General features: G+C 59.9%; 15 protein-coding genes and 2 pseudogenes. 9 read left to right on the top strand and 8 right to left on the bottom strand.

The features are described 5' to 3' along the window. Positions 1-53: 53 nt before the first annotated feature. The 3 genes and pseudogenes from ACODNH_RS22725 to ACODNH_RS22715 form a co-directional block, all read right to left on the bottom strand. The gene (locus ACODNH_RS22725) at positions 54-1,169 is read right to left on the bottom strand and encodes a BMP family ABC transporter substrate-binding protein (protein ID WP_434531766.1); all 1,116 of its coding nucleotides are present in this window, start codon (positions 1,167-1,169) and stop codon (positions 54-56) included. A gap of 373 nt (positions 1,170-1,542) precedes the next feature. After that, a pseudogene (locus ACODNH_RS22720) lies at positions 1,543-2,295 on the bottom strand (BMP family ABC transporter substrate-binding protein); the annotation flags it as partial. Next, the gene (locus tag ACODNH_RS22715) at positions 2,189-2,509 is read right to left on the bottom strand and encodes a hypothetical protein (protein WP_434531910.1); all 321 of its coding nucleotides are present in this window, start codon (positions 2,507-2,509) and stop codon (positions 2,189-2,191) included. The gene ACODNH_RS22715 and the pseudogene ACODNH_RS22720, both read right to left, overlap by 107 nt. Positions 2,510-2,817: 308 nt before the next feature. On the opposite strand from ACODNH_RS22715, the gene ACODNH_RS22710 reads away from it, so the two are divergent. From ACODNH_RS22710 to ACODNH_RS22695, 4 genes are all read left to right on the top strand, one after another. Continuing rightward, positions 2,818-4,476 carry an ABC transporter ATP-binding protein gene (locus tag ACODNH_RS22710; protein ID WP_434531765.1) on the top strand — a complete coding sequence of 553 codons (1,659 nt, stop codon included), beginning with the start codon at positions 2,818-2,820 and terminating at the stop codon, positions 4,474-4,476. Then, on the top strand, positions 4,476-5,576 hold the full coding sequence (locus tag ACODNH_RS22705) for an ABC transporter permease (protein WP_434531764.1): 1,101 nt from the start codon (positions 4,476-4,478) through the stop codon (positions 5,574-5,576). Before ACODNH_RS22710 ends, ACODNH_RS22705 begins: the two co-directional genes overlap by 1 nt. Further along, complete coding sequence (locus ACODNH_RS22700; RefSeq protein ID WP_434531763.1) at positions 5,576-6,568, top strand: ABC transporter permease; 993 nt, start codon at positions 5,576-5,578, stop codon at positions 6,566-6,568. The genes ACODNH_RS22705 and ACODNH_RS22700 overlap by 1 nt, the downstream gene beginning before the upstream one ends. A gap of 99 nt (positions 6,569-6,667) precedes the next feature. Next, entirely contained in the window at positions 6,668-7,702 is a 1,035-nt protein-coding gene (locus ACODNH_RS22695; protein WP_434531762.1) for an LLM class flavin-dependent oxidoreductase, read from the top strand. A gap of 118 nt (positions 7,703-7,820) precedes the next feature. Here ACODNH_RS22695 and ACODNH_RS22690 read toward each other — a convergent pair whose 3' ends face one another. From ACODNH_RS22690 to ACODNH_RS22680, 3 genes are all read right to left on the bottom strand, one after another. After that, on the bottom strand, positions 7,821-9,227 hold the full coding sequence (locus ACODNH_RS22690) for a uracil-xanthine permease family protein (RefSeq protein WP_434531761.1): 1,407 nt from the start codon (positions 9,225-9,227) through the stop codon (positions 7,821-7,823). A 232-nt stretch (positions 9,228-9,459) separates the two neighbouring features. Further along, positions 9,460-10,719 (bottom strand): threonine synthase, encoded by a 1,260-nt coding sequence (gene thrC / locus ACODNH_RS22685; protein ID WP_434531760.1) that lies wholly within the window; start codon positions 10,717-10,719, stop codon positions 9,460-9,462. A gap of 159 nt (positions 10,720-10,878) precedes the next feature. Then, positions 10,879-12,222, bottom strand: coding sequence for a dihydroorotase (locus tag ACODNH_RS22680; protein ID WP_434531759.1), 1,344 nt, complete (start codon positions 12,220-12,222; stop codon positions 10,879-10,881). Positions 12,223-12,364: 142 nt separating this feature from the next. On the opposite strand from ACODNH_RS22680, the pseudogene ACODNH_RS22675 reads away from it, so the two are divergent. The 3 genes and pseudogenes from ACODNH_RS22675 (at position 12,365) to ACODNH_RS22665 (ending at position 15,833) form a co-directional block, all read left to right on the top strand. After that, positions 12,365-13,664: pseudogene (locus ACODNH_RS22675) on the top strand (amidohydrolase family protein). Between the two features lie 306 nt (positions 13,665-13,970). Further along, on the top strand, positions 13,971-14,897 hold the full coding sequence (locus ACODNH_RS22670; RefSeq protein WP_306710916.1) for a hypothetical protein: 927 nt from the start codon (positions 13,971-13,973) through the stop codon (positions 14,895-14,897). A gap of 87 nt (positions 14,898-14,984) precedes the next feature. Further along, positions 14,985-15,833, top strand: a complete 849-nt coding sequence (locus tag ACODNH_RS22665; protein ID WP_434531758.1) for a hypothetical protein — start codon at positions 14,985-14,987, stop codon at positions 15,831-15,833. A 211-nt stretch (positions 15,834-16,044) separates the two neighbouring features. Here ACODNH_RS22665 and ACODNH_RS22660 read toward each other — a convergent pair whose 3' ends face one another. Continuing rightward, complete coding sequence (locus ACODNH_RS22660; protein ID WP_306710919.1) at positions 16,045-16,815, bottom strand: hypothetical protein; 771 nt, start codon at positions 16,813-16,815, stop codon at positions 16,045-16,047. Positions 16,816-16,921: 106 nt separating this feature from the next. On the opposite strand from ACODNH_RS22660, the gene ACODNH_RS22655 reads away from it, so the two are divergent. Continuing rightward, positions 16,922-17,395: a hypothetical protein gene (locus tag ACODNH_RS22655; protein WP_306710921.1), complete on the top strand. Its 474-nt coding sequence runs from the start codon at positions 16,922-16,924 to the stop codon at positions 17,393-17,395. Between the two features lie 60 nt (positions 17,396-17,455). Here ACODNH_RS22655 and ACODNH_RS22650 read toward each other — a convergent pair whose 3' ends face one another. Then, positions 17,456-19,291 carry a bacteriohemerythrin gene (locus tag ACODNH_RS22650; protein ID WP_434531757.1) on the bottom strand — a complete coding sequence of 612 codons (1,836 nt, stop codon included), beginning with the start codon at positions 19,289-19,291 and terminating at the stop codon, positions 17,456-17,458. A gap of 102 nt (positions 19,292-19,393) precedes the next feature. Here ACODNH_RS22650 and ACODNH_RS22645 point away from each other — a divergent pair, with 102 nt between their 5' ends. Further along, positions 19,394-19,828 (top strand): pyridoxamine 5'-phosphate oxidase family protein, encoded by a 435-nt coding sequence (locus tag ACODNH_RS22645; protein WP_434531756.1) that lies wholly within the window; start codon positions 19,394-19,396, stop codon positions 19,826-19,828. The last annotated feature ends 148 nt before the right edge of the window (positions 19,829-19,976 follow it).

Below are 19,976 nucleotides of genomic sequence, written 5' to 3'. Positions count from 1 at the left end.
CGCTACCGGCGGGACAGTATCGGGGCGGAAACGAACGGCGAACCTGGGCCGCTCTACTCCGATACTTCGGCGTCGACGGCATCGACGAAACTGTTCATCTCTTGGAACAGGAACTCGTCGCTCTTGTCCTCGAACATCGAACCGGCCCAGACGTCGAGTTCGCCGTTGACGATTTTCTCTTCCGTCTCGGCGACGGTGTCCTTGACCTCCTGCGGGACCTCCGGCCCCCACTCGTCGAGCGTTGGGAGGTTCGTCTCCATGCCGCCCCAGAAGGCATCGGATTCCCAGGTCCCGTCCCGAACCGCCGAAATGGTCGGGTCGTACACCTCTTCCCAGTTCCACACCGGGGAGATGAGGTAGTTGTCGCCGCCGAACTCGCCCATCGGCGCGTTGTAGCCGGAGGCCCACACGTCTGCCTCGTTTGCAGCCTTGACCGGTGCAGGGGAGTCCTGCTCCTGTGAGATAACGTCACAGCCATCATCGATGAGTGAGTTGGCTGCCTGCTTCGAGGTCTGTGGGTCGAACCACGCGTTGACCCACCGGATTTTGAACGTCGCGTCCGGGTTCACAGACCGCGCGCCGAGCGCCATTGCGTTGATGGAGCGAATGACTTCGGGGATCGGGAACGCGGCGACGTAGCCGATGGTGTTGTTCTCGGTCACCATCCCAGCCGCCTGGCCGGCGAGATACCGGGGCTGGTAGATCCGACCCATGTACCGTCCCATGTTCTCCCGGGTCCGATAGCCGGTCGCGTGTTCGAAGTACGTGTCGGGGTACTGTTCCGCAATGTTGAACATCGGGTCCTGGTAGTTGAACGTCGTCCCGAAGACGATGTCGGCGTCACCCTGTGCGTACTGCTCGAACACGCGTTCCGAGTCCTCCGGCGCGACAGCTTCCGTGTACTCGGTTTCCAGCCAGTCGTACTTCTTGTCGACCGCCTTTCGCCCCTCGTCGTGGGCGTGGGACCACCCAAGGTCGCCAACCTCTGAGATGTACACCCAGGCAGCGGTGACGGAGTCGGACCCGGAGCCACTCTCGCCGGTCGTCGTGCCGTCAGCCGTGTTTGTGTCGTCGCTCCCGCCACTACAGCCGGCTAGTGCGGTTACTCCTGTCGCCCCAAGCGCACCCAGCATCTCCCGCCGCGATATCGTTCGGTTGGTATTCACCATTACTGAACTGGGTAGAGGTAGCGGAAACTCCTACTTAAGCGATATCATTCTCGACCTTGCAGCGAAGGAATACATTGGAACAAAATTGGTCGAAGCTCCCATTAATACTGCAATAATCCTACGAACGTTGTTGCAACCGTCGGACAGTCACAGTGATATTCAGGTGTGGTACTGTCGGTGGAGACTGGTAGCGGGGTCAGCTCGGGACCTCGCCCTCGACGGTGTCGACGTAGCTACTCATTTCTTGGAAGAGGAATTCGTCGCTCTCGCCCTCGAACGCCGAACCGGCCCAGACCTCCAGCTCTCCGTCGAGTATTGCTGACTGCGACTCCGAAACGGCGTCTTTCGCCTCCTGTGGTACGCCTGGCCCCCAGTCGTCCAGACTACAGATGCCCGACTCGATGCCCTCCCAGTACGCGTCGGATTCCCAGCTGCCGTCCCTGACAGACTCGATGGTCGGACCGTAGAACTCCTCCCAGTGCCAGATCGGGGACGTGAGATAGTTCTCGCCGGCGATGTCGCCCATCGGGGCGTCGTAGCCGGTCGCCCAGACACCTGCATCGGAAGCTGCACGGAGTGCAGCGGGAGAGTCTTGGTGCTGGGCCATCACGTCGACGTCCTCGTCCAGTAGGGCGTTCGCCGCCTCGCTCTCGGTCGGCGGGTCAAACCAGGAGTTCGTCCATCTGACCTTCAGTGTCGCACTGTCGTTAACCGACGCGGCCCCGAGCGCGTAGGCGTTGATGCCACGGATGACCTCTGGAATCGGGAACGCAGCCACGTATCCCAGCGTGTCGGTCTCCGTTACAGTCCCGGCCGCTTGCCCGGCGAGATACCGGGGCTGATAGATTCGGCCCATGTACCGCCCCATGTTCTCCATCGTCAGGTAGCCCGTATTGTGCTCGAAGTACGTATCGGGGTACCGCTCCGCCACGGACGCCATCGGGTCCTGATACTCGAACGTACAGCCGAAGATGATATCGGCGTCTCCCTGCGCGTACTGTTCGAACACCCGCTCTGAATCAGCGGGGGCGACAGCCTCGGTGTACTCGGTCTCTAACCAGTCGAAACTCTTCTGCGACCGCCTTCCGCCCTTCGTTGTGGGCCCAGGACCAGCCGAGGTCGCCAACCTCTGAATTATACACCCACGCGGCGGTGAGCGAATCCATGCCGTTACTGCTGGTCGCAGTCCCCTCAGCAGCCCCGTCTCCGGCGGTATCGGTGGCTACCTCGCCATCGCCCCCGTCACCACCACTGCTACAACCAGCCAGCCCGGCTATCCCCGCCGCCCCAAGTGCTGTCAGTAGCTCCCGTCTCGATTTGGTATGTTTGTTGTCAACCATTAACGAACCGAATAGCCATTTCGGAAACAATAACTTAAATCGTTCCGTTCACGCAGCTTTCTCTACCCTATTATCAAAATATGTGCCACAAAAATAGCCCCATCGAACTCTAACTGGAGACAATATGTAGTATATGTTCATATGACTGGGTATCCCGACAGACTGCGTGAGCGTCGACAACGAACACTGGCACACAACAACTAACACTTGGCAAATGTTCGGCATTTCCCGCTCTGGACGGCGAATATGGCTACCTTTGGAAACAATTATGCCACTACATTGTTGATACCCGCTCAAGATCAGAGAGCATGTCCGAACACACCACGCTCAGGATGGAGGGGATTCTGAAGGAGTTCCCTGGGGTCGTCGCCAACGACCACGTCAACCTCTCCGTCGAGCGCGGGGAAATCCACGGTCTCCTCGGCGAAAACGGCGCGGGAAAGAGTACGCTGATGAAGATTCTGTACGGCCTCTACTCGCAGGACGACGGTGATATCTATCTCGACGGCAAGCGACTCGATCTTGGGTCGCCACAGGACGCCATCGACGCTGGGATTGGGATGGTCCACCAGCACTTCATGCTGATTCCACGTCTGACCGTCGCCGAGAACGTCGTGCTCGGCGAACGTGAACCGGCCACGGCGTTCCGCAGCGATGTGGAAGACAGCTGGCTCCCGGCAGCGATCCGGAACAATAGCCTCGTCCAGTCGCTTGCTGGACAGTTTTCATTGGGCCTTGATGTGCCCGAACAACGGATTCAGGAACTAGCGGATCAGTACGGATTCGACATCGACGTGAGCGCGAAGATATGGGAGCTTGATGTCGGCCAGCAACAGCGCGTCGAGATCCTCAAGGCACTGTACCGGGATGTCGACCTCCTGATTCTCGATGAACCCACAGCAGTTCTCACGCCGACCGAGGCGGAGCGGCTCTTCGACTCGCTCGAACGGCTGACCGATGAGGGGCTCTCGATAATCTTCATTACGCACAAGCTCACTGAGGTCGACGCCATCGTCGACCGGGTAACGGTGCTTCGGGAGGGTGAAAACGTCGGTACCGCTGAGGTGTCGTCAGTCTCCCGGGCGGACCTCGCGGAGATGATGGTTGGCCGCGAAGTCCTGTTTGAAATAGACAGGGACGCAGTCGACCTAGGCGACCCAGTTTTGCGCGCACGCGGGGTCAAGGCCACCGATAATCGGGACATCGAAGCCCTCTCCGGTGTCGACCTGACGGTTCGACAGGGTGAAATCGTTGGTATTGCGGGGGTAAGCGGCAACGGACAGAAGGAACTCGCGGAGGTCATGGCCGGCATTCGGGACGTGACGGCCGGCGAGCTGGTTGTCAACGGCGAGGATATTACGGGCGCGAAACCGAAGACGTTCGTCGATAGCGGCGTCTCGTTCGTCCCCGAGGACCGACTTCAGTACGGCTGTGCCGAGGACCTCTCGGTGATGCACAACGCCACAATGAAAGACTTCAGGGATAGCCGGTTCGGCGACCGGCCGTTTCTGGACTACGGAGAACTCCGTGACTACGCCGAAACACTGGTTGAGGAGTTCGACGTTCGCGGCGTCAGCGACGTAACCGACACACAGGCCGGCGACCTCTCTGGAGGGAACCTCCAGAAACTCATTCTGGCGCGGGAAATCTACCGCGACCCGGACCTGCTCATCGCGAACCAACCGACTCGCGGTGTCGACGTCGGGGCAATCGAGTTCATCAGGGAGACGCTGCTCGAACAGCGCAAGGCGGGAACCGGCATAATCCTGCTCTCAGAGGACCTCGACGAGATATTCGACCTGAGCGACAGAATTCTTGTCGTGTACGAGGGCGAGTTCGTTTACGAGACGACACCGGCCGAGGCCGACCGGGAACGGATCGGTCTGGAGATGACTGGTGGCGGCGACGAAGGCCAGATGGAAACAGCGCCACCCCCATCCGGGGTCACACAGGAGAGTGAGAGCTGATGAACGTCGCAGTAACCGTCGACGCACGCGAAGATATTCCGGCCTGGCTGGCCTACGGGACGCCTGTATTCACCGTGCTGGCTGCACTGGCGGTGAGCGCCATCGCGCTGGTCGTTCTCAACGTGGATCCCGTCGCGGCGTACACGACAATGTTCGTCGACACGCTCGTGACCGAGTTCGGTCTCAGTGAGACGCTGACAAAGGCAGTTCCGTTGATTCTTACGGGCCTGGCGGTGTATCTCCCGTTGAAAGCGGGCCTGTTCAATATCGGCGCCGAGGGCCAACTCGTCGCCGGCGCGCTCGCAGGGACGTGGATCGGGCTGAACGTCTCGCTTCCGGGGCTCGCACTGATTCCGCTGATGTTCGTCGCCGCAGCCGTAGCCGGCGGTATCTGGGCTGGTATCCCGGCGTACCTGCGTGCGAAGTGGGATGTCAACGAGATCATCACGTCGCTCCTGCTGACGTTCGTCGCGCTCGAAATCCAGAGCTACCTGCTCCGAGGACCGATGCAGGGTGGGGCCGGGAATTTCCCACAGTCGGATCGGTTCTCCGAGGCCGCGACGATTCCGGAACTGTTCGGCGGCGTCCACGCCGGTCTGCTCGCCGCCGTCTGCATGGTCGTAGCGACATATGTTCTGATGACGAGAACCCGGCTCGGGTTCGAAATCACGTTCGTCGGCTCGAACGACGAAGCCGCCCAGCAGGCCGGGATGAGCAAGTTCCACGTGTACCTCTTCGTGTTTGTCGTCGGGGGCGCGTTCGCGGCCATGGGCGGCATCAGCGAGATCGCCGGCGCACAGGGGCGATACCGCGCCGGATTCGAACCCGGATACGGCTTTACCGCCATTCCGATCGCGCTGCTTGGTCGCAACAGCGCGTTCAAAGTGATGCTCGCTGGCCTGTTTTTCGCCGTGCTGTTCGTCGGCGGGTCAAGTATGGAAGTGGCGTTCGGTGTGCCTGCGGCGCTGGTCGAGATCATTCAAGCGCTGGTCATTCTCTTCCTGATCACGGCCGAGTTCTTCAAGAGCTACCGTGTCGGTATCGACCTCAAACGCGGGCCAGCGGAGACGCCAGCTCAGCCACAGCGAGGTGACGACTGATGGTGACCTTCATCGCCGGTCTGCTTGATGCGACCGTTCAAGCGGCGACCGTGCTACTCCTCGCTGGGATGGGCGAACTCATCAGTGAGCGGGCGGGCGTCCTCAACCTCGGCGTCGAGGGCATGATGCTCGTCGGCGCACTCGGGGGATTCATCACGACCGTCCTCACGGGGAGCCACTGGCTTGGATTCGGCGTCGGCATCCTCCTCGGAATGGTGCTGGCGCTAGTCCACGCGTTCCTCTGTATCACGCTGAAGTCGAATCAGGTCATCAGCGGCGTCATGCTGACGCTGCTTGGGACCGGGCTGACGACGTTCTTTGGCTCCGGCTGGGTCGAAGAGTCGATCAGCGGCTTCCCGCAGATAACGTTCCCGCTTATTGGACAGTACCTCGTCGGTATCCCGGTCATCGGCGAGGCCCTCTTCCGGAGCACGGCAACGGACTACCTCGCGCTTGGTCTACTGGTCGTGGTCTGGTACTTCCTGCACCACTCGAACCTCGGGCTAGAGATGATAGCCGTTGGTGAGGACCCAGAGATGGCGGACACGATGGGCGTGTCCGTGTTCAGGCTGCGGTATCTCGCGGTGCTTATCGGTGGCGGGTTCGCCGGCGCGGCCGGCGCTCACCTCTCACTGGCCTTCTCGCAGCTCTGGGTCCCTGGCATGACCGCGGGCCGGGGTTGGATCGCCGTCGCGCTGGTCATCTTCGCGCAGTGGCGACCCCGTCGGATGCTCGTGGGAGCGTACCTGTTCGGGCTACTTGACGCGCTCCGCATTCGCTCCCAGTCGATTTCGTTGACACTGGGTCCCGATGCTCCCCTCGCGGGTGTCATCAATCCTGTCGTCGAGTTCCTCATGACGCCACAGATCATGGGGACGTACCCGTATCTGGCGACGATTATCGTGCTGGCCTACGCTGTCATCCGGACCAAGAGCGACCAGCTTGCGGTTCCCTCGGCGCTGTTGCAGTCCTACAGTCGCGAGACGGACTGAGTGGTCTGCGACGCGGGCCAATACTGGCGGCCACACCTCCCACAGACCGTGTGTGTGGCCAAATCTATTTATCGGTATTCGGAGAATCCAGTATGTCTCATGAGCGCCAATCAGGTCTTCGAGAGAGGCGACCGCGTCGGTATCTACTTGCAGGACAAACACTCGCTAGAAGCGAACGTCGAACTCGTGCAGTACGCGGAGGAGCAAGGCATCGACGAGATCTGGCAGGCCGAATCACGACTCGCACGCGACGCCGTTTCCCCGCTCGGTGCGTACGCCGCGGTCACCGACGACATCAAACTCGGGACGGGTGTCATCAACAACTGGACGCGCAATGCGGCGCTGATCGCGCAGTCGATGAGCACGCTGGAGGAACTCGCCGGTCCGGACCGCATCATGTGCGGCATCGGGGCTTGGTGGGACCCGCTGGCAGAGAAAGTCGGCATCGACCGCAGCGGCGCACTGCCGGCGATGCGTGAGTGCGTCGAAGTAACTCAGGACTTGCTGGACATGGAGAACGTCACCTATGACGGTGAGTTCGTCCAGATGCGGGACGTGGAACTGGACGTGGTCCACGGCGACGACGGGCCGCGAACCGTTCCCGTCTACGTCGGTGGGACCGGGTTCAAGATGCTGGAACTCACCGGCCACTTCGCCGACGGCGCACTGTTGAACTACCTTGTCAGCCCGGAGTACAACGAGAAGGCCCTTGATGCACTGGCAACCGGTGCGGAGCGCGGTGATCGCTCGCTTGACGACATCGACCGGCCACAACTGGTCGTCTGCTCGATGGACCACGACGAGGAGCAGGCTCTGGACAACGCCCGCGAACTCATCACACAGTACCTCGGGCAACAGCCCCACATCATGAAGGCCAGCGGCGTCAGTCAGGACCTCATTGACGAGGTGGGCGATACCATCGGCGGGTGGCCGGCCGACAAGGACGACATCAAGGAGGGGATGCACCTCATTCCGGACGACGTGGTTCACAAACTCACTGCTAGCGGCACGCCGGAACAGTGCCGAGAGAAAGTCAGGGAATACGCCGAGACGGGCTGTCAGTGTCCGATCCTCTATCCGCTGGGTGACGATCGGCGGCTGATGATCGACGAGTTCGCGGACGGCTATCTGTAATCAGGACGACAATAGCCACGCGGTACAGAACCAGTTTTCCTGTTGTTGGTTGTGACAGAGACTGGATACCCGCTCCCTCGCGGTGGCGAAATTCTTGCCAGACGTACTGCCGACAGTATCAGTCGTCGTCGACCGGCGGCGCGCCCGCTCCCGTCTCGACAGGATCGGGTTCCAGTCCTGCGGTGTACTCGGTCGGCCCCGTCCCGACACTCCCGCCGGGGAACACAATATTGAGAACGAGGGCGGCCATCCCCCCGGTGACAAGTGCGGACCCGAACAGCGTCTGTACCTCAGACGGGAAGTTCTGGAGGATTTCGGGGCGGAACGCGACGCCGAGGCCGAGCGCCATCGACATCGCGAGGATGGTCGAATTGCGGTGGTCTAACTCGACGTTTTGCGTGATGAGGCGTGCGCCCGAGGAGAATATCATCGCGAACAGGATGAGCGCGCCGCCGCCCAGCACGGCATCAGGCATCGCCGAGACGACTGCCCCGACTTTCGGGACAAACCCGAGTACAAGCAGCACGACGCCCCCGATGCCGGCGACGTACCGGCTGGCGACGCCGGTGAAGTTCACGAGCCCGACGTTCTGCGAGAACGACGTGTTCGGGAGCGCGTTGAACACTGCACCGAAAACGCTCATCACGCCATCGGCGACGAGGCCACCACGGATTTCCTCCCGCGTGGCGTTCCGACCGGTTGCGGATACCGTCCCAGAGATGTCCCCGATAGTTTCCATGCCGGTGATGATGTAGAGGAAGGCTACGGTGACGATGGCGCTCGGCTCGAACGCGAGGCCGTATTTGAGCGGAACGGGAACCGTCACCCAGCCGGCAGCGGCGACCGCCGAGAGGTCAACCACGCCCAGTGCGAGCGCGGCGAGGTAGCCGACGATGATGCCCACGAACACGCTGATGACGCGGAGAAAGCCCTCGAAGAACTGGTTCAGCCCGACAGTGACGACTAGAACGAGCCCGGCGAGGCCGAGGTTCACGAAGGAGCCGTATCCTTCCGCCGAAGGGCCGGCCGACGCGCCCGCGGCGTAGTTCATGCCCGTGGGGATGAGCGTCAATCCGATGAGCATCACGACGATGCCGGTGACAAGCGGGGGGAAGAACCGCCGGAACCGGTCGAACGAAACACCCATGATGACCTCAACCGGCGCAGCAAGCAATGACGCGCCGAAGACGGCGGCGATACCGAACTGGTTACCGATGCCGATGAGTGGGCCGAGAAACGCGAAACTGGTTCCCATGACCACCGGAAGTCGCGCGCCGACAGGGCCGACCGGGTACGCCTGAACGATGGTCGCAATGCCGGCGACGATGAGCGCCATTTGGACGAGAAACGTTGTCTCCCCTGTGACGGAGCCGACGGCCCCCGCAAGGATGAGTGGGGGCGCGACGTTGCCCAGAAACATCGCGAGCACGTGCTGGATGCCGAGTGGGATGGCCTTCCCAAGCGGCGGTTTGTCTTCGATATCGTACAGTACGACTGACTGCTGGTCTGCCTCTGGACCGCTCATGGGATGCCATCCAGCCCCTATCTTTTTAATCCACCTACTAGAATCCTTATACCAATATATGTGTTTAATTCTGTCCGAGATCATTATCCGTATGTCTCATTAAAATTTGATACTCGTTGGATGTGCGACCTGATATACTTTGGAACTGCAGCTCCCCCGACTCGACAGTGTGTCGAAACCGCTCATAAAACGACAGCGCGCTGACCCATGGCGGGGCAACTGTCCGGTAGCGTCAGTCGTTGGCCGCGGCTTCCTCGGCCGTGCCGTACAGACCCTCGACCTCCGTGATTTCGGGATCGATTCGATCCACCCCCCCAGTCGCCCTTTCGGCGCTTTTCGTGTCCTTCAGGCCAAAGCCGGTGGACACCACGACGACGGTTTCGTCTTGCTCGATTATCCCCCGGTCGAGCGCCGTCTGGACGCCGGCAACGGGCGTTGCGCCTGCCGGCTCGGAGTAGATTCCCTCGGTGCTGCCAAGCAGTTTCTCGGCGTCCAGAATCTCGTCGTCGGAGACCAGTACGCTCGTCCCCCCGCTCTGTTCCAGCGCACGGCATGCTTTGATCGTGTTCCGTGGCCGTCCAACAGCGATTGAATCGGCCAGCGTTTCGGCAATATCGTCGATGTCCTCGTGGTCGTGGAAAGCGTCGTGGATGGCCGACGCCCCCTCGGCCTGGACGCCGAGCATCTTCGGGTGGTCGTCGACGTAGCCGAGGTCGTAGAACTCTTTGAACCCCTTCCATGCCCCGGCAATCGTACAGCCGTCACCCATCGAGAAGACGACCCAGTCGGGGACGTGTCCGCGAGCGATAGACTGGTCGGCGAGTTCGTGACCGACGGTTCGCTTACCCTCGACTTGGAACGGATTGATGGCCGCGTTGCGGTTGTACCAGCCGTACTTCTCGGTGACTTCGACGCTGAGGTCGTAGGCTTCGTCGTAGCTGCCGTTGACAGCGAGGACGTCCGCGCCGTAGACGAGCGGCTGTGCAAGCTTGCCTGTCGGGGCGTCGCCAGGAACGAAAATACGACAGTCCATTCCCCCGCGGGCGGCATAGCCCGATAGCGACGCGGCAGCGTTCCCGGTCGAGGCGCAGGTGATGATGTCGCGACCGGCGTGTCTGGCTTTCGTGACAGCGATAGCGCTGGCACGGTCCTTGAAACACCCAGTCGGGTTCCGTCCGTCGTCTTTGACCAGTGTTTCGACGCCCAGCGCGTCGCTGAGGTTTGGGGCGTCGAAGAGGTCCGTTCCGCCCTCGTTGAGCGTCACGACATCGGCGTCCGCTGCGACTGGTAGAAACGCCTCGTACTTCCATTGACTTGCGATCGGCCCGCCGAGGTCGCCATCGAACGCGTCATCGATAGCATCGTAGTCGTATGTTACTTCGAGGATGCCCTTCACGCCCTCGTGTTCAGGACAGGTGTAGATGATCTGATTCGGATCGTACTCCGCCCCACAGAGTGTACACTCGAGGGTTGTGACTTGCGTCATGCCCATACTACTTCCTCAGTACAACTGGGTATAAAACCGTACTGCGGCTTCAGCTTGATTGTGGGGGGACCGATCTCTGCCATTGATGGCATACCTTCACACACTGGTCACACACGCCACACATCTATTTGTGAACTGATAATCAGGTCAATGGACAGCAAAACGCTACAGCGGGCGGTCCAGGAACTGGCCACGGCCCGCCGTTGACTGGACCCTGTGGTCCTTTGCGACAATCTCACCGCCAGCGATGACTGTGTCCACACGCGCACTCCAGAGCTGTCCCTCGTACGGCGTCCAGCCACCGACGAACGTGTGGTCGTCGGCGGTGACCTCGTACTCCTCTGTCCGGACGAGCATCACATCCGCATCCGTTCCGACCTGCAGCGATCCTTTCCGTGGATAGATTGCGGCGTTCCGTGCCGGAGCTGTACACACGAGTTCGCGGAGCCGCGGCCACGAAAGTCGGTCTTCGTGGACGCCCTCGCTGACGAGGAACTCGACCATCGTTTCGACGCCCGGGAGACCGGCGTAGGGCTTCCAGATGTCCTCCCAGCCGGCTTCGCGTGTCTCACGATACGTCGGGAAGTGGTCTGTGCCCACGAGGTCGATAGTCCCGTCCTGTACCGCATCCCAGAGCCGCTCCCGCTCGGCGTCGGACTTGAGGCTTGGGTTGACCTTCAGGAACGGTCCCCTGTCGGCAACGTCTTCCTTCGAGAAGGCCAGATACTGCGGACAGGTTTCGAGCGTGACTGGAACGTTCGCTCGTGATTTGAAGCGGTTACCCTCACGTGCACCGCTCCCGCTTGAGATGTGGACGACGTGCAGCGGGCAGTCGGCGTATTCCGCGAAGTAGCCAGCCTGGGAAATCGCGTCAAGTTCGGCTTCGAGCGGCCGTGAGTCCATGTACACCTCGGGCTCGTCGCCGTCGATAGTCGACTGCGCGTCGTCAAGCAGTCCCTGTGTCTCGCAGTGGACGCGAACTGTTCCGCCGGCATCGCCGACGTGCCGCATGAGTGCTGCGATGGACGCGTCACTCGCCAAGTATGGGTCGGCAGTGAATGTCTTGAAATCCGCCGTGCCGGCATCCATGATGCCAGCCACGTCGATATCGGGGTCCTGAATGTTGCCCGCAACGAGACCGAAATCGACGTGGGCCAGCGCCGAGCACGTCTCAGCTTTCTCCCGCAGTGTGTCGGGAGTTGTCACGGGTGTCTGTGTCGGTAACTCGATGACTGTCGTCACCCCACCAGCAACCGCACTCGCGGTCTGGGACGCGAAGTTGATCCCATCCGGAAACAGTTCGTCGTCGTGCATATGGGTATGCACGTCGATAGCGCCCGGGAGCGCCACCATGCCGTCCGCGTCGATAACGGTATCCGGATTACTGGGGGTTGGGACTGACGACGCCGGTCCAGCGGCGTCTATCGTTCCGCCGGATATCGTGATTTCACCGTGGCAGACGCCCGATGCCGTCACCAACTGTGCCCCTTTGATGTGAATGTCTGTCATGCTGTAACAGCCTGGGCGAATGACGAAAACAGTTGGTGTGTGAGACGCCACATCCGTCGCACACGGTGGTTGTGATAGAGTGGCTGGTAAGGCCGTTCTGGGGCGGAGTAGCTTTTAGTCGGTTGACGGTTTCCCCCAACCTGTGATACTGAACGCAGGGACGCTCATCACGATGGACGATGAGCGTACGGTCCGGTCAGAGGTACACGTCGTCGTCGAAGATGGTGAAATCGTCGCTATCGAGGACGGGTACGCCTCGGGCGACGAGGTCGTCGATGCCACCGGGGAAGTCGTCATCCCGGGGCTAGGTAAACTGCCATACCCATCTGTACGCGCTCCCGATTCGCGGTGCGCCGCTCGCTGCGTCACCCGAGAGCTTCTACGAAGCGCTCGTCGACATCTGGTGGAACGTCGACGAGGCGTTTACCGAGCGCGACGCTCGCCTGTCTGCACTGGGCTCCTCTGTCGAGATGCTCCAGAGCGGCGTCACTACCTTTTGTGACAACTACTCCGGGCCGAATACGCTGCCGGGCGGTCTCGACGCCGTCGCAGAGGGTGTCGCACAGACCCCGATCCGTGGGATGATTTCCTTCGAGACGACAGCCCGGAACTCTGAAGCCCAGGCCAGAGACGGAATCGCGGAGAATCAGCGATTTATCGACGAAGCGGAAGACGAGTACGACACTGTATCCGGCCACTACTGCCTCCACACGCTGTTTACCAACACCGAAGACATCGTTAGGGAGTGTGTTGACAGGGCTACTGACGACGACCGCCCAATCCAGATCCATCTTGAAGAGGGGCTGGTCGACGTTCATGAATCAATCGCCGACTACGGGAAACGACCGGTACCAGCGTTAGAAGACATGGGCTTTTTCGACGCCGAAGTCATCGCTGCTCACTGCGTCCATTCTACCGAGTCCGAGATCGAAATACTCGCAGCAAACGATGTTTCCGTCGCCCACAACCCGTATTCCAACATCAATAACGCCGTCGGTATCGCCGATGTCGAAACCATGCAAGCCCACGAGATGACAATCGGGCTCGGTGACGACGGATGGGATCCGGATATGTTCGAGACCATGCGTTCAGCCGTCGGTATCCACAACCTCAAGCAGCGCAACCCGAGCGGCTTCGACATGGCCACTGCTCTTGAATGGGCGACAATCGGCAGTGCGGCGGTGCTGGGAATGGAGGACGCTGTCGGCAGTATCGAGGTCGGTAAACGCGGTGATTTCGTCACGTTGGATCTGGGGCCAAACCCGGTGTTGGACGGGAGTGCGCCCTACTACGTCGTCAGCGCCGCAAGCCGTGCGGACGTTACCCGGACAATTATCGACGGAGAGCCTGTGTATGATCAGACATCAGGTATCACCGGCGTCGATGATTCGGATATGACTGCTGTCGGCGATGCGAGTGCCGAACTCTGGGAACGGTTGTAGGGCAGTTCTTGGATAGGTATGACTTCAGTTCGCTGTCATTGGGGACCTATCTGATATACGCCCTAAAGGTGTGAACACAATCTGCTGATAAATTTTGGAAAGTAGCTTCTGTGACTGTAGAAAAGACACACCCTCAGGGTGTAAAAATTTGGGCAATATTTTGATATTCCGGTCAATGTGCACATTCTGTACACATGGTATTTGGACTGCAGCGTGGTTGAGGAACCAAATCTGCCTATTTCGTGTATTGTGGAAAATATTTCCGCTTCCCGTATGTAATAGTGGGACTGTGAGCGTGAATGGCATATGGTAGTTAGTGACGCCTTTGAGACGTTCACGCAGGTACTCGAATGCCTAGATTCGTCTGACACTGAGGTCAAGTCGGTCTCAGTCAGGGGCCAGACGACCGCGGATAACGACGAAATCAGTGCCGACCTGACGCTCACGACGCCGGTATTCGGTGGCGTATCGATACATGATGACGTCTCTGTCGACGCTGAGGAGTTTGATGTGACTGACAAACGAATTGAGATTGACGTGACGGTTACCGTCCCCGTCGGAACCGACATACCGGTCCCATCAGACGATCAGAAAGACACGTCCGACGAACTAGTGGAAACGCTCTCGCAGTCGGACTCCGTGCCAGCATACAAGGACCCCGAGGCACTTCAGGCGGCCTACGACGCCTGCGATACGTTCCCGGAGATGACCGAGGCGCTTGATGCCGACGTGACTTCCGAAACTGTGCGTCGGTATATGGTGGAGTACGATATCCACGATCCAACTGACACGACGCCACAGGCAGGCGGACTCAGCCTTGCGGACGTGCAGACAGATTCCGATACTGGCACCGATGCAGACCCCGCTGCCGGTTCAGACCCTTCTGACGACAGGGTGAGCGACAACAATCCGCCCAAAGAATCGGACGGACTGGGAGCCAGGTCTGTCGCTGACCTGCTTGCCGAGGCTGACTCGCAGGACAGCGACGACAACCTCGTTGCGGATGGACTCGGTATCTCCCGGGACGTGACTGTGGCCGAGCTCGCACAGACTGTTACCCAGTCCACTTCTCTGGACGAGGTGACCCAGCGTCTCGATCTGAGTCAGACACATGCACGCAGACTACTGTCAGAACTGGACCTCCTTGATCTCGTCACTCATCGGCTGGCAGCCAACCAGATACGTGTCTCGAACGCCGAAATCAAGCGGCGTATCTCTGCTGCCAGTCATTAACGGATCTCTACGTGGTGGTTGTGCGCGAAGATTAATCCTCATTATCAAAGGAAACAGTTTTTGTAGCCCGGTTTGAATGTGTGATAAATGGCAACTATCCGCGTACGTGACTGGACGAAAGAACAGATAGAGAAGATACGTGACACGGAGTCGCACTCCTCGCACGATTCGGTTATCAAGTCGCTGCTGAAAGACCGAAAGCTGGCAAAATACGCAGACGACGCCGCAGAGGCTGCTCCGGAGTCGATATCCGAGTCCCAAACAAACAACCCCGACACCGCGTTTGATGACCTGACTGTGCTCGGCGAACTATCCGGTGCAGACAGCGGGGTGTTGTTTCTCTGGTGTCCCAGTTGCGGGAACGAACTGGCGCACTTGACCGCTGATAACCCACTTGGTCTGTCCGTATTCGAGATCGAATGCCAGCGCTGTCTCACCCATCTTGACCGACACGCTATCGTTGCCATCGAAATCGGCTACCCGATCGAGCAGAAACTGGTCGAGGACTGTCTGCAAGACGACCTCAAGGAATGCGTCGTCGACTACTGGGACCGGACGCTCGATTCTGCCACTGTGGGTGCGCTTGACGACGATCTTGACCCGTCACATCTCGTCTGGCAGTTCGATCAGTATCTTCGGCAGTTCTCATGGGCGTGGCCTGGGGATGTCCCTGTCGTCGGATTTGCTACGGGCGAAACCTATCACAATACCACCACCGGTGAGTACCTCGAAGTTATCGAACCGGTCTCGGAGAATCGCAACGCGATGGACTCGTTCAAGATACGACGGTACGCTGGCGACCCAGAAACCCACGACGGTGAGACAGAAATTCTCGATAGTACTACTGTTGTCGATCACATTGTTAATCGGCGACTTCTAATCGAAGCCCGTACCGACTCGGAGTTACTACCCACGTCGACTGAAACGACAACGTGACCAGCCCAGTTGGTCCACATGGATATCTCTCTCTACTTTCAGTTCTTAACAGACTAGATAACTGAATATATGGCCAATATACGCGTAGCACAATCAAAATAGATGAGAAATAATACTAGTTGCCAATCGCACGAATTATTTGATGTTGGACTGTCTGGATACAAATATGTTATGTCGATATCTGCCTTGATTTGAAAATATATACGGAGTATTAGCTTGTCTCGTCTGTTGGACGGGAGCACCGAAGGCACACAACGCTCTCTGCGACCCAGTTCACATCTGTCGAACCACAGTGTGGGCAGCGATGGTGGTCGGTGTCGTACTCCGTCGTTCCGCGGGGGGTCGCAAGGAAGCCGTCGTCGATCACCTGCTCGATGAGACTTGGGAACCGTTGACGCTTGACGATGGCCCGCTGTGCGAGGAACCTGCCGGGGTCATCCGGATCTGTGCCGTGGAGGTCTTCCCAAGGAAGAGCGATTTCACCATTGGCGGGGCCACGGGCAACCTGCTGGATGAGCGTTGCAGCGGCCTCGAACAGCGGCGTGGTCCCCCACGCCTGTGGGTTGTCAACAGTACTTCCAGCGTCTCTGTAGGCTGATTCCGCTTCGCGGTACGCCGCCTCGATACCGTCAAGCCCTGCGACGGCCCGGAAATCCGCGACGAATTCATCGAGACAAGCGTGCTGAACCGGATGCTCGAGCCCGTTGGTCAAATCCTTGGCCACGGCGACGCCCTCGACGCCACGACGGGTGGCGCGCGTGTCTTTTCCAGCGACGCGGTAACAGACCGCGCTTGTTGCGAGGTACTGCAGCCCGTCACCGACCCAGCCCTTCTCGTCAGCACCGAACGGCTCAATCCCTTCTCGCGGGTCCGAGAGAACACGCCACCCAGCCCGCGTGTATTCATCTCCAGCCCGCCGGTAATCGCGGTCAGCGATGGCAGCGACTGCTGCCGCTCGGTGTCCCGCATCCTGTGTGCGCATGAAGCCCTTACGGGGTACGCCCTGACAGGCTTTCGCACCCAACAAATCGGTATCACTGTCAGCCTGAATCGTCAGACAAAATACAGCCCCGTCCTCTCAGTGTTACATGGAGTCGGTACCTCTCGTCACGGCGCTTACAGTGTCACTGAGATTTGTGATTGGGGTGGCCGCCGGTGTCGTCGCGACGGTTGTGATGGATCTGGTGATGGCCAGACTACCGGAAGGCGAAACACCGCCGTTCATTGCCTCCGGTGTATTGACCGATAGCGCCCCGCAGAAGGCCCCCGGACGGCTCGCGAGCGTGGTCCACTACATCGCCGGCTGGCTAACTGGCCCGCTGTTCGTCTGGGTACTTTTCACCAGCGAAGGGCTGCTGAGCGGGCCATCGATACTCGCGGCGGTCCTCGCTGCCGTTGTCCTGTACACGCTGATGATCGGTTTCTTCGTCTTCGTCGTGCTCCCGCGATCCCGACTGCCGTCGGCCCGGATTCCGGATATCCGACGTGACTGGGCTATCTCGGCAGCTGCGTATCTGCTCGTTCTCGTGCCGCTCGTGGCACTCGGGTTTCGGTTCGTCTGACTCGGCCTAGCCGCGATACCGTTTGATTACGCGACAATCGAGTCTGCTTACCGCCAGCGCTCACTCGGCGAGCGACAATTTGCCGTCCGGTCCTACTTCCCCGACTTCATTGGTATGGTACCAGTCGTCTCGGAGCGTCTGTGCGCCAGTCCGGTCGTTGTCAAGGAACCCACCGAGGACGGTCGGCCCGCGGACCAGTAGTTCTCTGTTTTCGGAGACAGCGATTTCAACCCCTGGCATCGGGTCGCCAATTGACCCCTGGACGAAGGATTCTGCCGGGTTCAGCGCGCCGACACCGGTTGTTCCGACGGAGCCGTATAGTTCGCATATTGGAACGCCAAGCCCCCGGAAGAAGTACAGCAGATGATCGTCGAGTCGACCAGTCCCGGAGAGAGCGTAGGTAAGGTTTGATAGCCCCGCTTCTTGCCGCAGCGGCTTGTACACGAGCCGGTTGGCGGCTCTGTATTTCAGCGGCGTTCCCCGTCCCTCGACGATTCCCTCTCCGTAGGACGCCACTCGACCGCCGACCTTCCGTTTCATCCAGCCCATGTCGCCGAGACGGTCCTGTATCGTCCCGTAGAGCTGCTGGTACATCTTCGGGACACCGACGAGCACGTTGGGGTTGACGGCCGCGAGCTGGTCGACGAAGTCCTCGGCCCCAAGGTAGGCGACGGCGCTCCCGGTCGCCCAGAGATAGTACGTCGAAACACGCTGGTAGATGTGCGCCAGCGGAAGCGAACAGGTCCCAGTCGCTTCGGGGCCGGTAGGAAGCGCCTCGCGGAGGCTCTCTGCGGCAGCCAAGAGGTTTCGGTGTGTCAGCGCACAGCCGGCCTTCTCTGCGGGGGAAGCCACGTCGAACGCGACTGTTGCAACCCCGTCGCCGTCAGTCTGCAGGCCGGGTAGCACTCTCGCCTCCTCGGTCGGTAAGTCCTCGAAATCGAGCACGGTCCCGACAGCCATCGCGAGGTCTTCGGCCACGTCTCCTGCTGCCACGAGTCCGGTTGCGCCGGTCCGTTCGATAATCTGGGCTGCTCGGTCGTCGCTCGCAGACGGGTAGAGTGCGACCGGGACCAGCCCGGCGAAGTGACAGGCCAGGTCGAGCACCGACCATTTGTACTGAGACTGTGCTCTGATTGCCAGTCGGTCCCCGGGGCGCAGTTCCGTCGCGAGGAGTCCGCCCGCGACTGCCTTCGCCCGCTCGGCCAGCTCCTCGAAACTCCGCTCGACGAACTCGTCGTCATCTGGGACGAGCGCCGCGGTCCGGTCCCCGTGGTCCGAAACGATGTCCTCGAACCAGGCCGCTACTGACCCGTCCGGGACCGAAAGCGAGCCTCCGTCGTAGATGTCGCTGTCGAGGCGCACGCCGGCGTCCTCGCTCTGGCGGTCAACTGGGACGGGGTCTTCTGATACCGTCCGGTCATGATAGAGCTGCCCGGGTTCGTACTCGTAGTCGTCGCTGACCTCGGTCTGGAAGTAGTCAGCGTAGTTCTGGTCCTCGTCGCCGGCGGCGATGTGTGCATCGAGCCAGTCCCGGGCGACTGTCAGGACCTCCATCGTGACGTACTCCCCGTTCTCGTGTTTCTTGCGGAGTTCCTGTACTTTTCCGGCGAACTCTTCGTGCATTTCACGATGGTTGTAGAAACAGTCGCTGCAGTCCATAGCGTAGCCACAGTTCTGCATGAACTCCTCTTCGTCACCGAAATGGTACTCTGTGTAACGTTCGAGTTCCCGGAGAATGTCACCGACCTCCTCCTCGGAATGGCCCTCGTTCATCGCCGTGTGGAGGTCGTTCAGCAGCCCGAACAGGCGCTTGTGCTGCTCATCGAACCGCTCGACATTTGTGCTGTACCGTTCTTCATCCCACTCGGCGAAGTTCCCCGTCGAATCTGTTCCCATACCTGTTCTGTTACCCATTATTTGAAAAGCAACTCTCACGTTCCCACCGAGTGAAAATGCGGTTTGCTTTCCAAGTAGCTACCAGTCAACATTGGATTCGGGATGCAAGAATTACGTGACGAAGCGGTCGTTGATGTCCTCACTGACAATGGAATCGGCGTGCTAGCACTGTCCAGCCCAACGGGGGCGGCCCCGTATCCGTTCCCGGTCGCGTTCGGGTATGACCCGGCGACGGATAGCTTGGCGTTTCACCTGTCAGAGAGCGACGATAGCCAGAAACATCGCTATCTAACCGCGGACGCCACCGTCGGGTTCATGGTGTATGAGGAGACCGAACCCAAATCGGTCTGGCGAAGCGTCGTGGTCACGGGTGAGCTGGTAGAGACGACGTACAGCGATGTAGAGCCGGCCCTTGCCTCGTTGGCCAGCAACACACAGTTCGCCCCCAACCCAGTCAGCTGGGACGATACATCGACGACGACGCCGTACGAACTTCGAATCGACGACTGGTGCGGACGTGAATTCCGAGTCGGGTGACACCGGTGCCGCAAGCCACTAGCAGTGGCGTCTATCGACCCCTTGTAGTGCTGCGTTCGTTGCTCTTCGTCGCGGTTTGCGTTCTCAGTCTGCGGGAACCAGCGACCGTAATTATGCCGTGAAGGCAGTATCTACAAACAGAGGTGTC

Origin of the sequence: Haloarcula sp. NS06, from assembly GCF_051122755.1 — an archaeon.
Lineage (GTDB): Archaea > Halobacteriota > Halobacteria > Halobacteriales > Haloarculaceae > Haloarcula.
This window is presented reverse-complemented; position numbering and strand designations above follow the sequence as displayed.

Excerpts from the sequence above, each read along its gene's own strand:
- ACODNH_RS22690 (WP_434531761.1), bottom strand. The coding sequence starts at position 9,227 with ATGAGCGGTCCAGAGGCAGACCAGCAGTCAGTCGTACTGTACGATATC.
- ACODNH_RS22715 (WP_434531910.1), bottom strand. The coding sequence starts at position 2,509 with ATGGTTGACAACAAACATACCAAATCGAGACGGGAGCTACTGACAGCA.
- thrC (WP_434531760.1), bottom strand. The coding sequence starts at position 10,719 with ATGGGCATGACGCAAGTCACAACCCTCGAGTGTACACTCTGTGGGGCG.
- ACODNH_RS22670 (WP_306710916.1), top strand. The coding sequence starts at position 13,971 with ATGGTAGTTAGTGACGCCTTTGAGACGTTCACGCAGGTACTCGAATGC.
- ACODNH_RS22705 (WP_434531764.1), top strand. The coding sequence starts at position 4,476 with ATGAACGTCGCAGTAACCGTCGACGCACGCGAAGATATTCCGGCCTGG.
- ACODNH_RS22680 (WP_434531759.1), bottom strand. The coding sequence starts at position 12,222 with ATGACAGACATTCACATCAAAGGGGCACAGTTGGTGACGGCATCGGGC.
- ACODNH_RS22695 (WP_434531762.1), top strand. The coding sequence starts at position 6,668 with ATGAGCGCCAATCAGGTCTTCGAGAGAGGCGACCGCGTCGGTATCTAC.
- ACODNH_RS22665 (WP_434531758.1), top strand. The coding sequence starts at position 14,985 with ATGGCAACTATCCGCGTACGTGACTGGACGAAAGAACAGATAGAGAAG.
- ACODNH_RS22655 (WP_306710921.1), top strand. The coding sequence starts at position 16,922 with ATGGAGTCGGTACCTCTCGTCACGGCGCTTACAGTGTCACTGAGATTT.
- ACODNH_RS22650 (WP_434531757.1), bottom strand. The coding sequence starts at position 19,291 with ATGGGAACAGATTCGACGGGGAACTTCGCCGAGTGGGATGAAGAACGG.
- ACODNH_RS22645 (WP_434531756.1), top strand. The coding sequence starts at position 19,394 with ATGCAAGAATTACGTGACGAAGCGGTCGTTGATGTCCTCACTGACAAT.
- ACODNH_RS22725 (WP_434531766.1), bottom strand. The coding sequence starts at position 1,169 with ATGGTGAATACCAACCGAACGATATCGCGGCGGGAGATGCTGGGTGCG.
- ACODNH_RS22710 (WP_434531765.1), top strand. The coding sequence starts at position 2,818 with ATGTCCGAACACACCACGCTCAGGATGGAGGGGATTCTGAAGGAGTTC.
- ACODNH_RS22660 (WP_306710919.1), bottom strand. The coding sequence starts at position 16,815 with ATGCGCACACAGGATGCGGGACACCGAGCGGCAGCAGTCGCTGCCATC.
- ACODNH_RS22700 (WP_434531763.1), top strand. The coding sequence starts at position 5,576 with ATGGTGACCTTCATCGCCGGTCTGCTTGATGCGACCGTTCAAGCGGCG.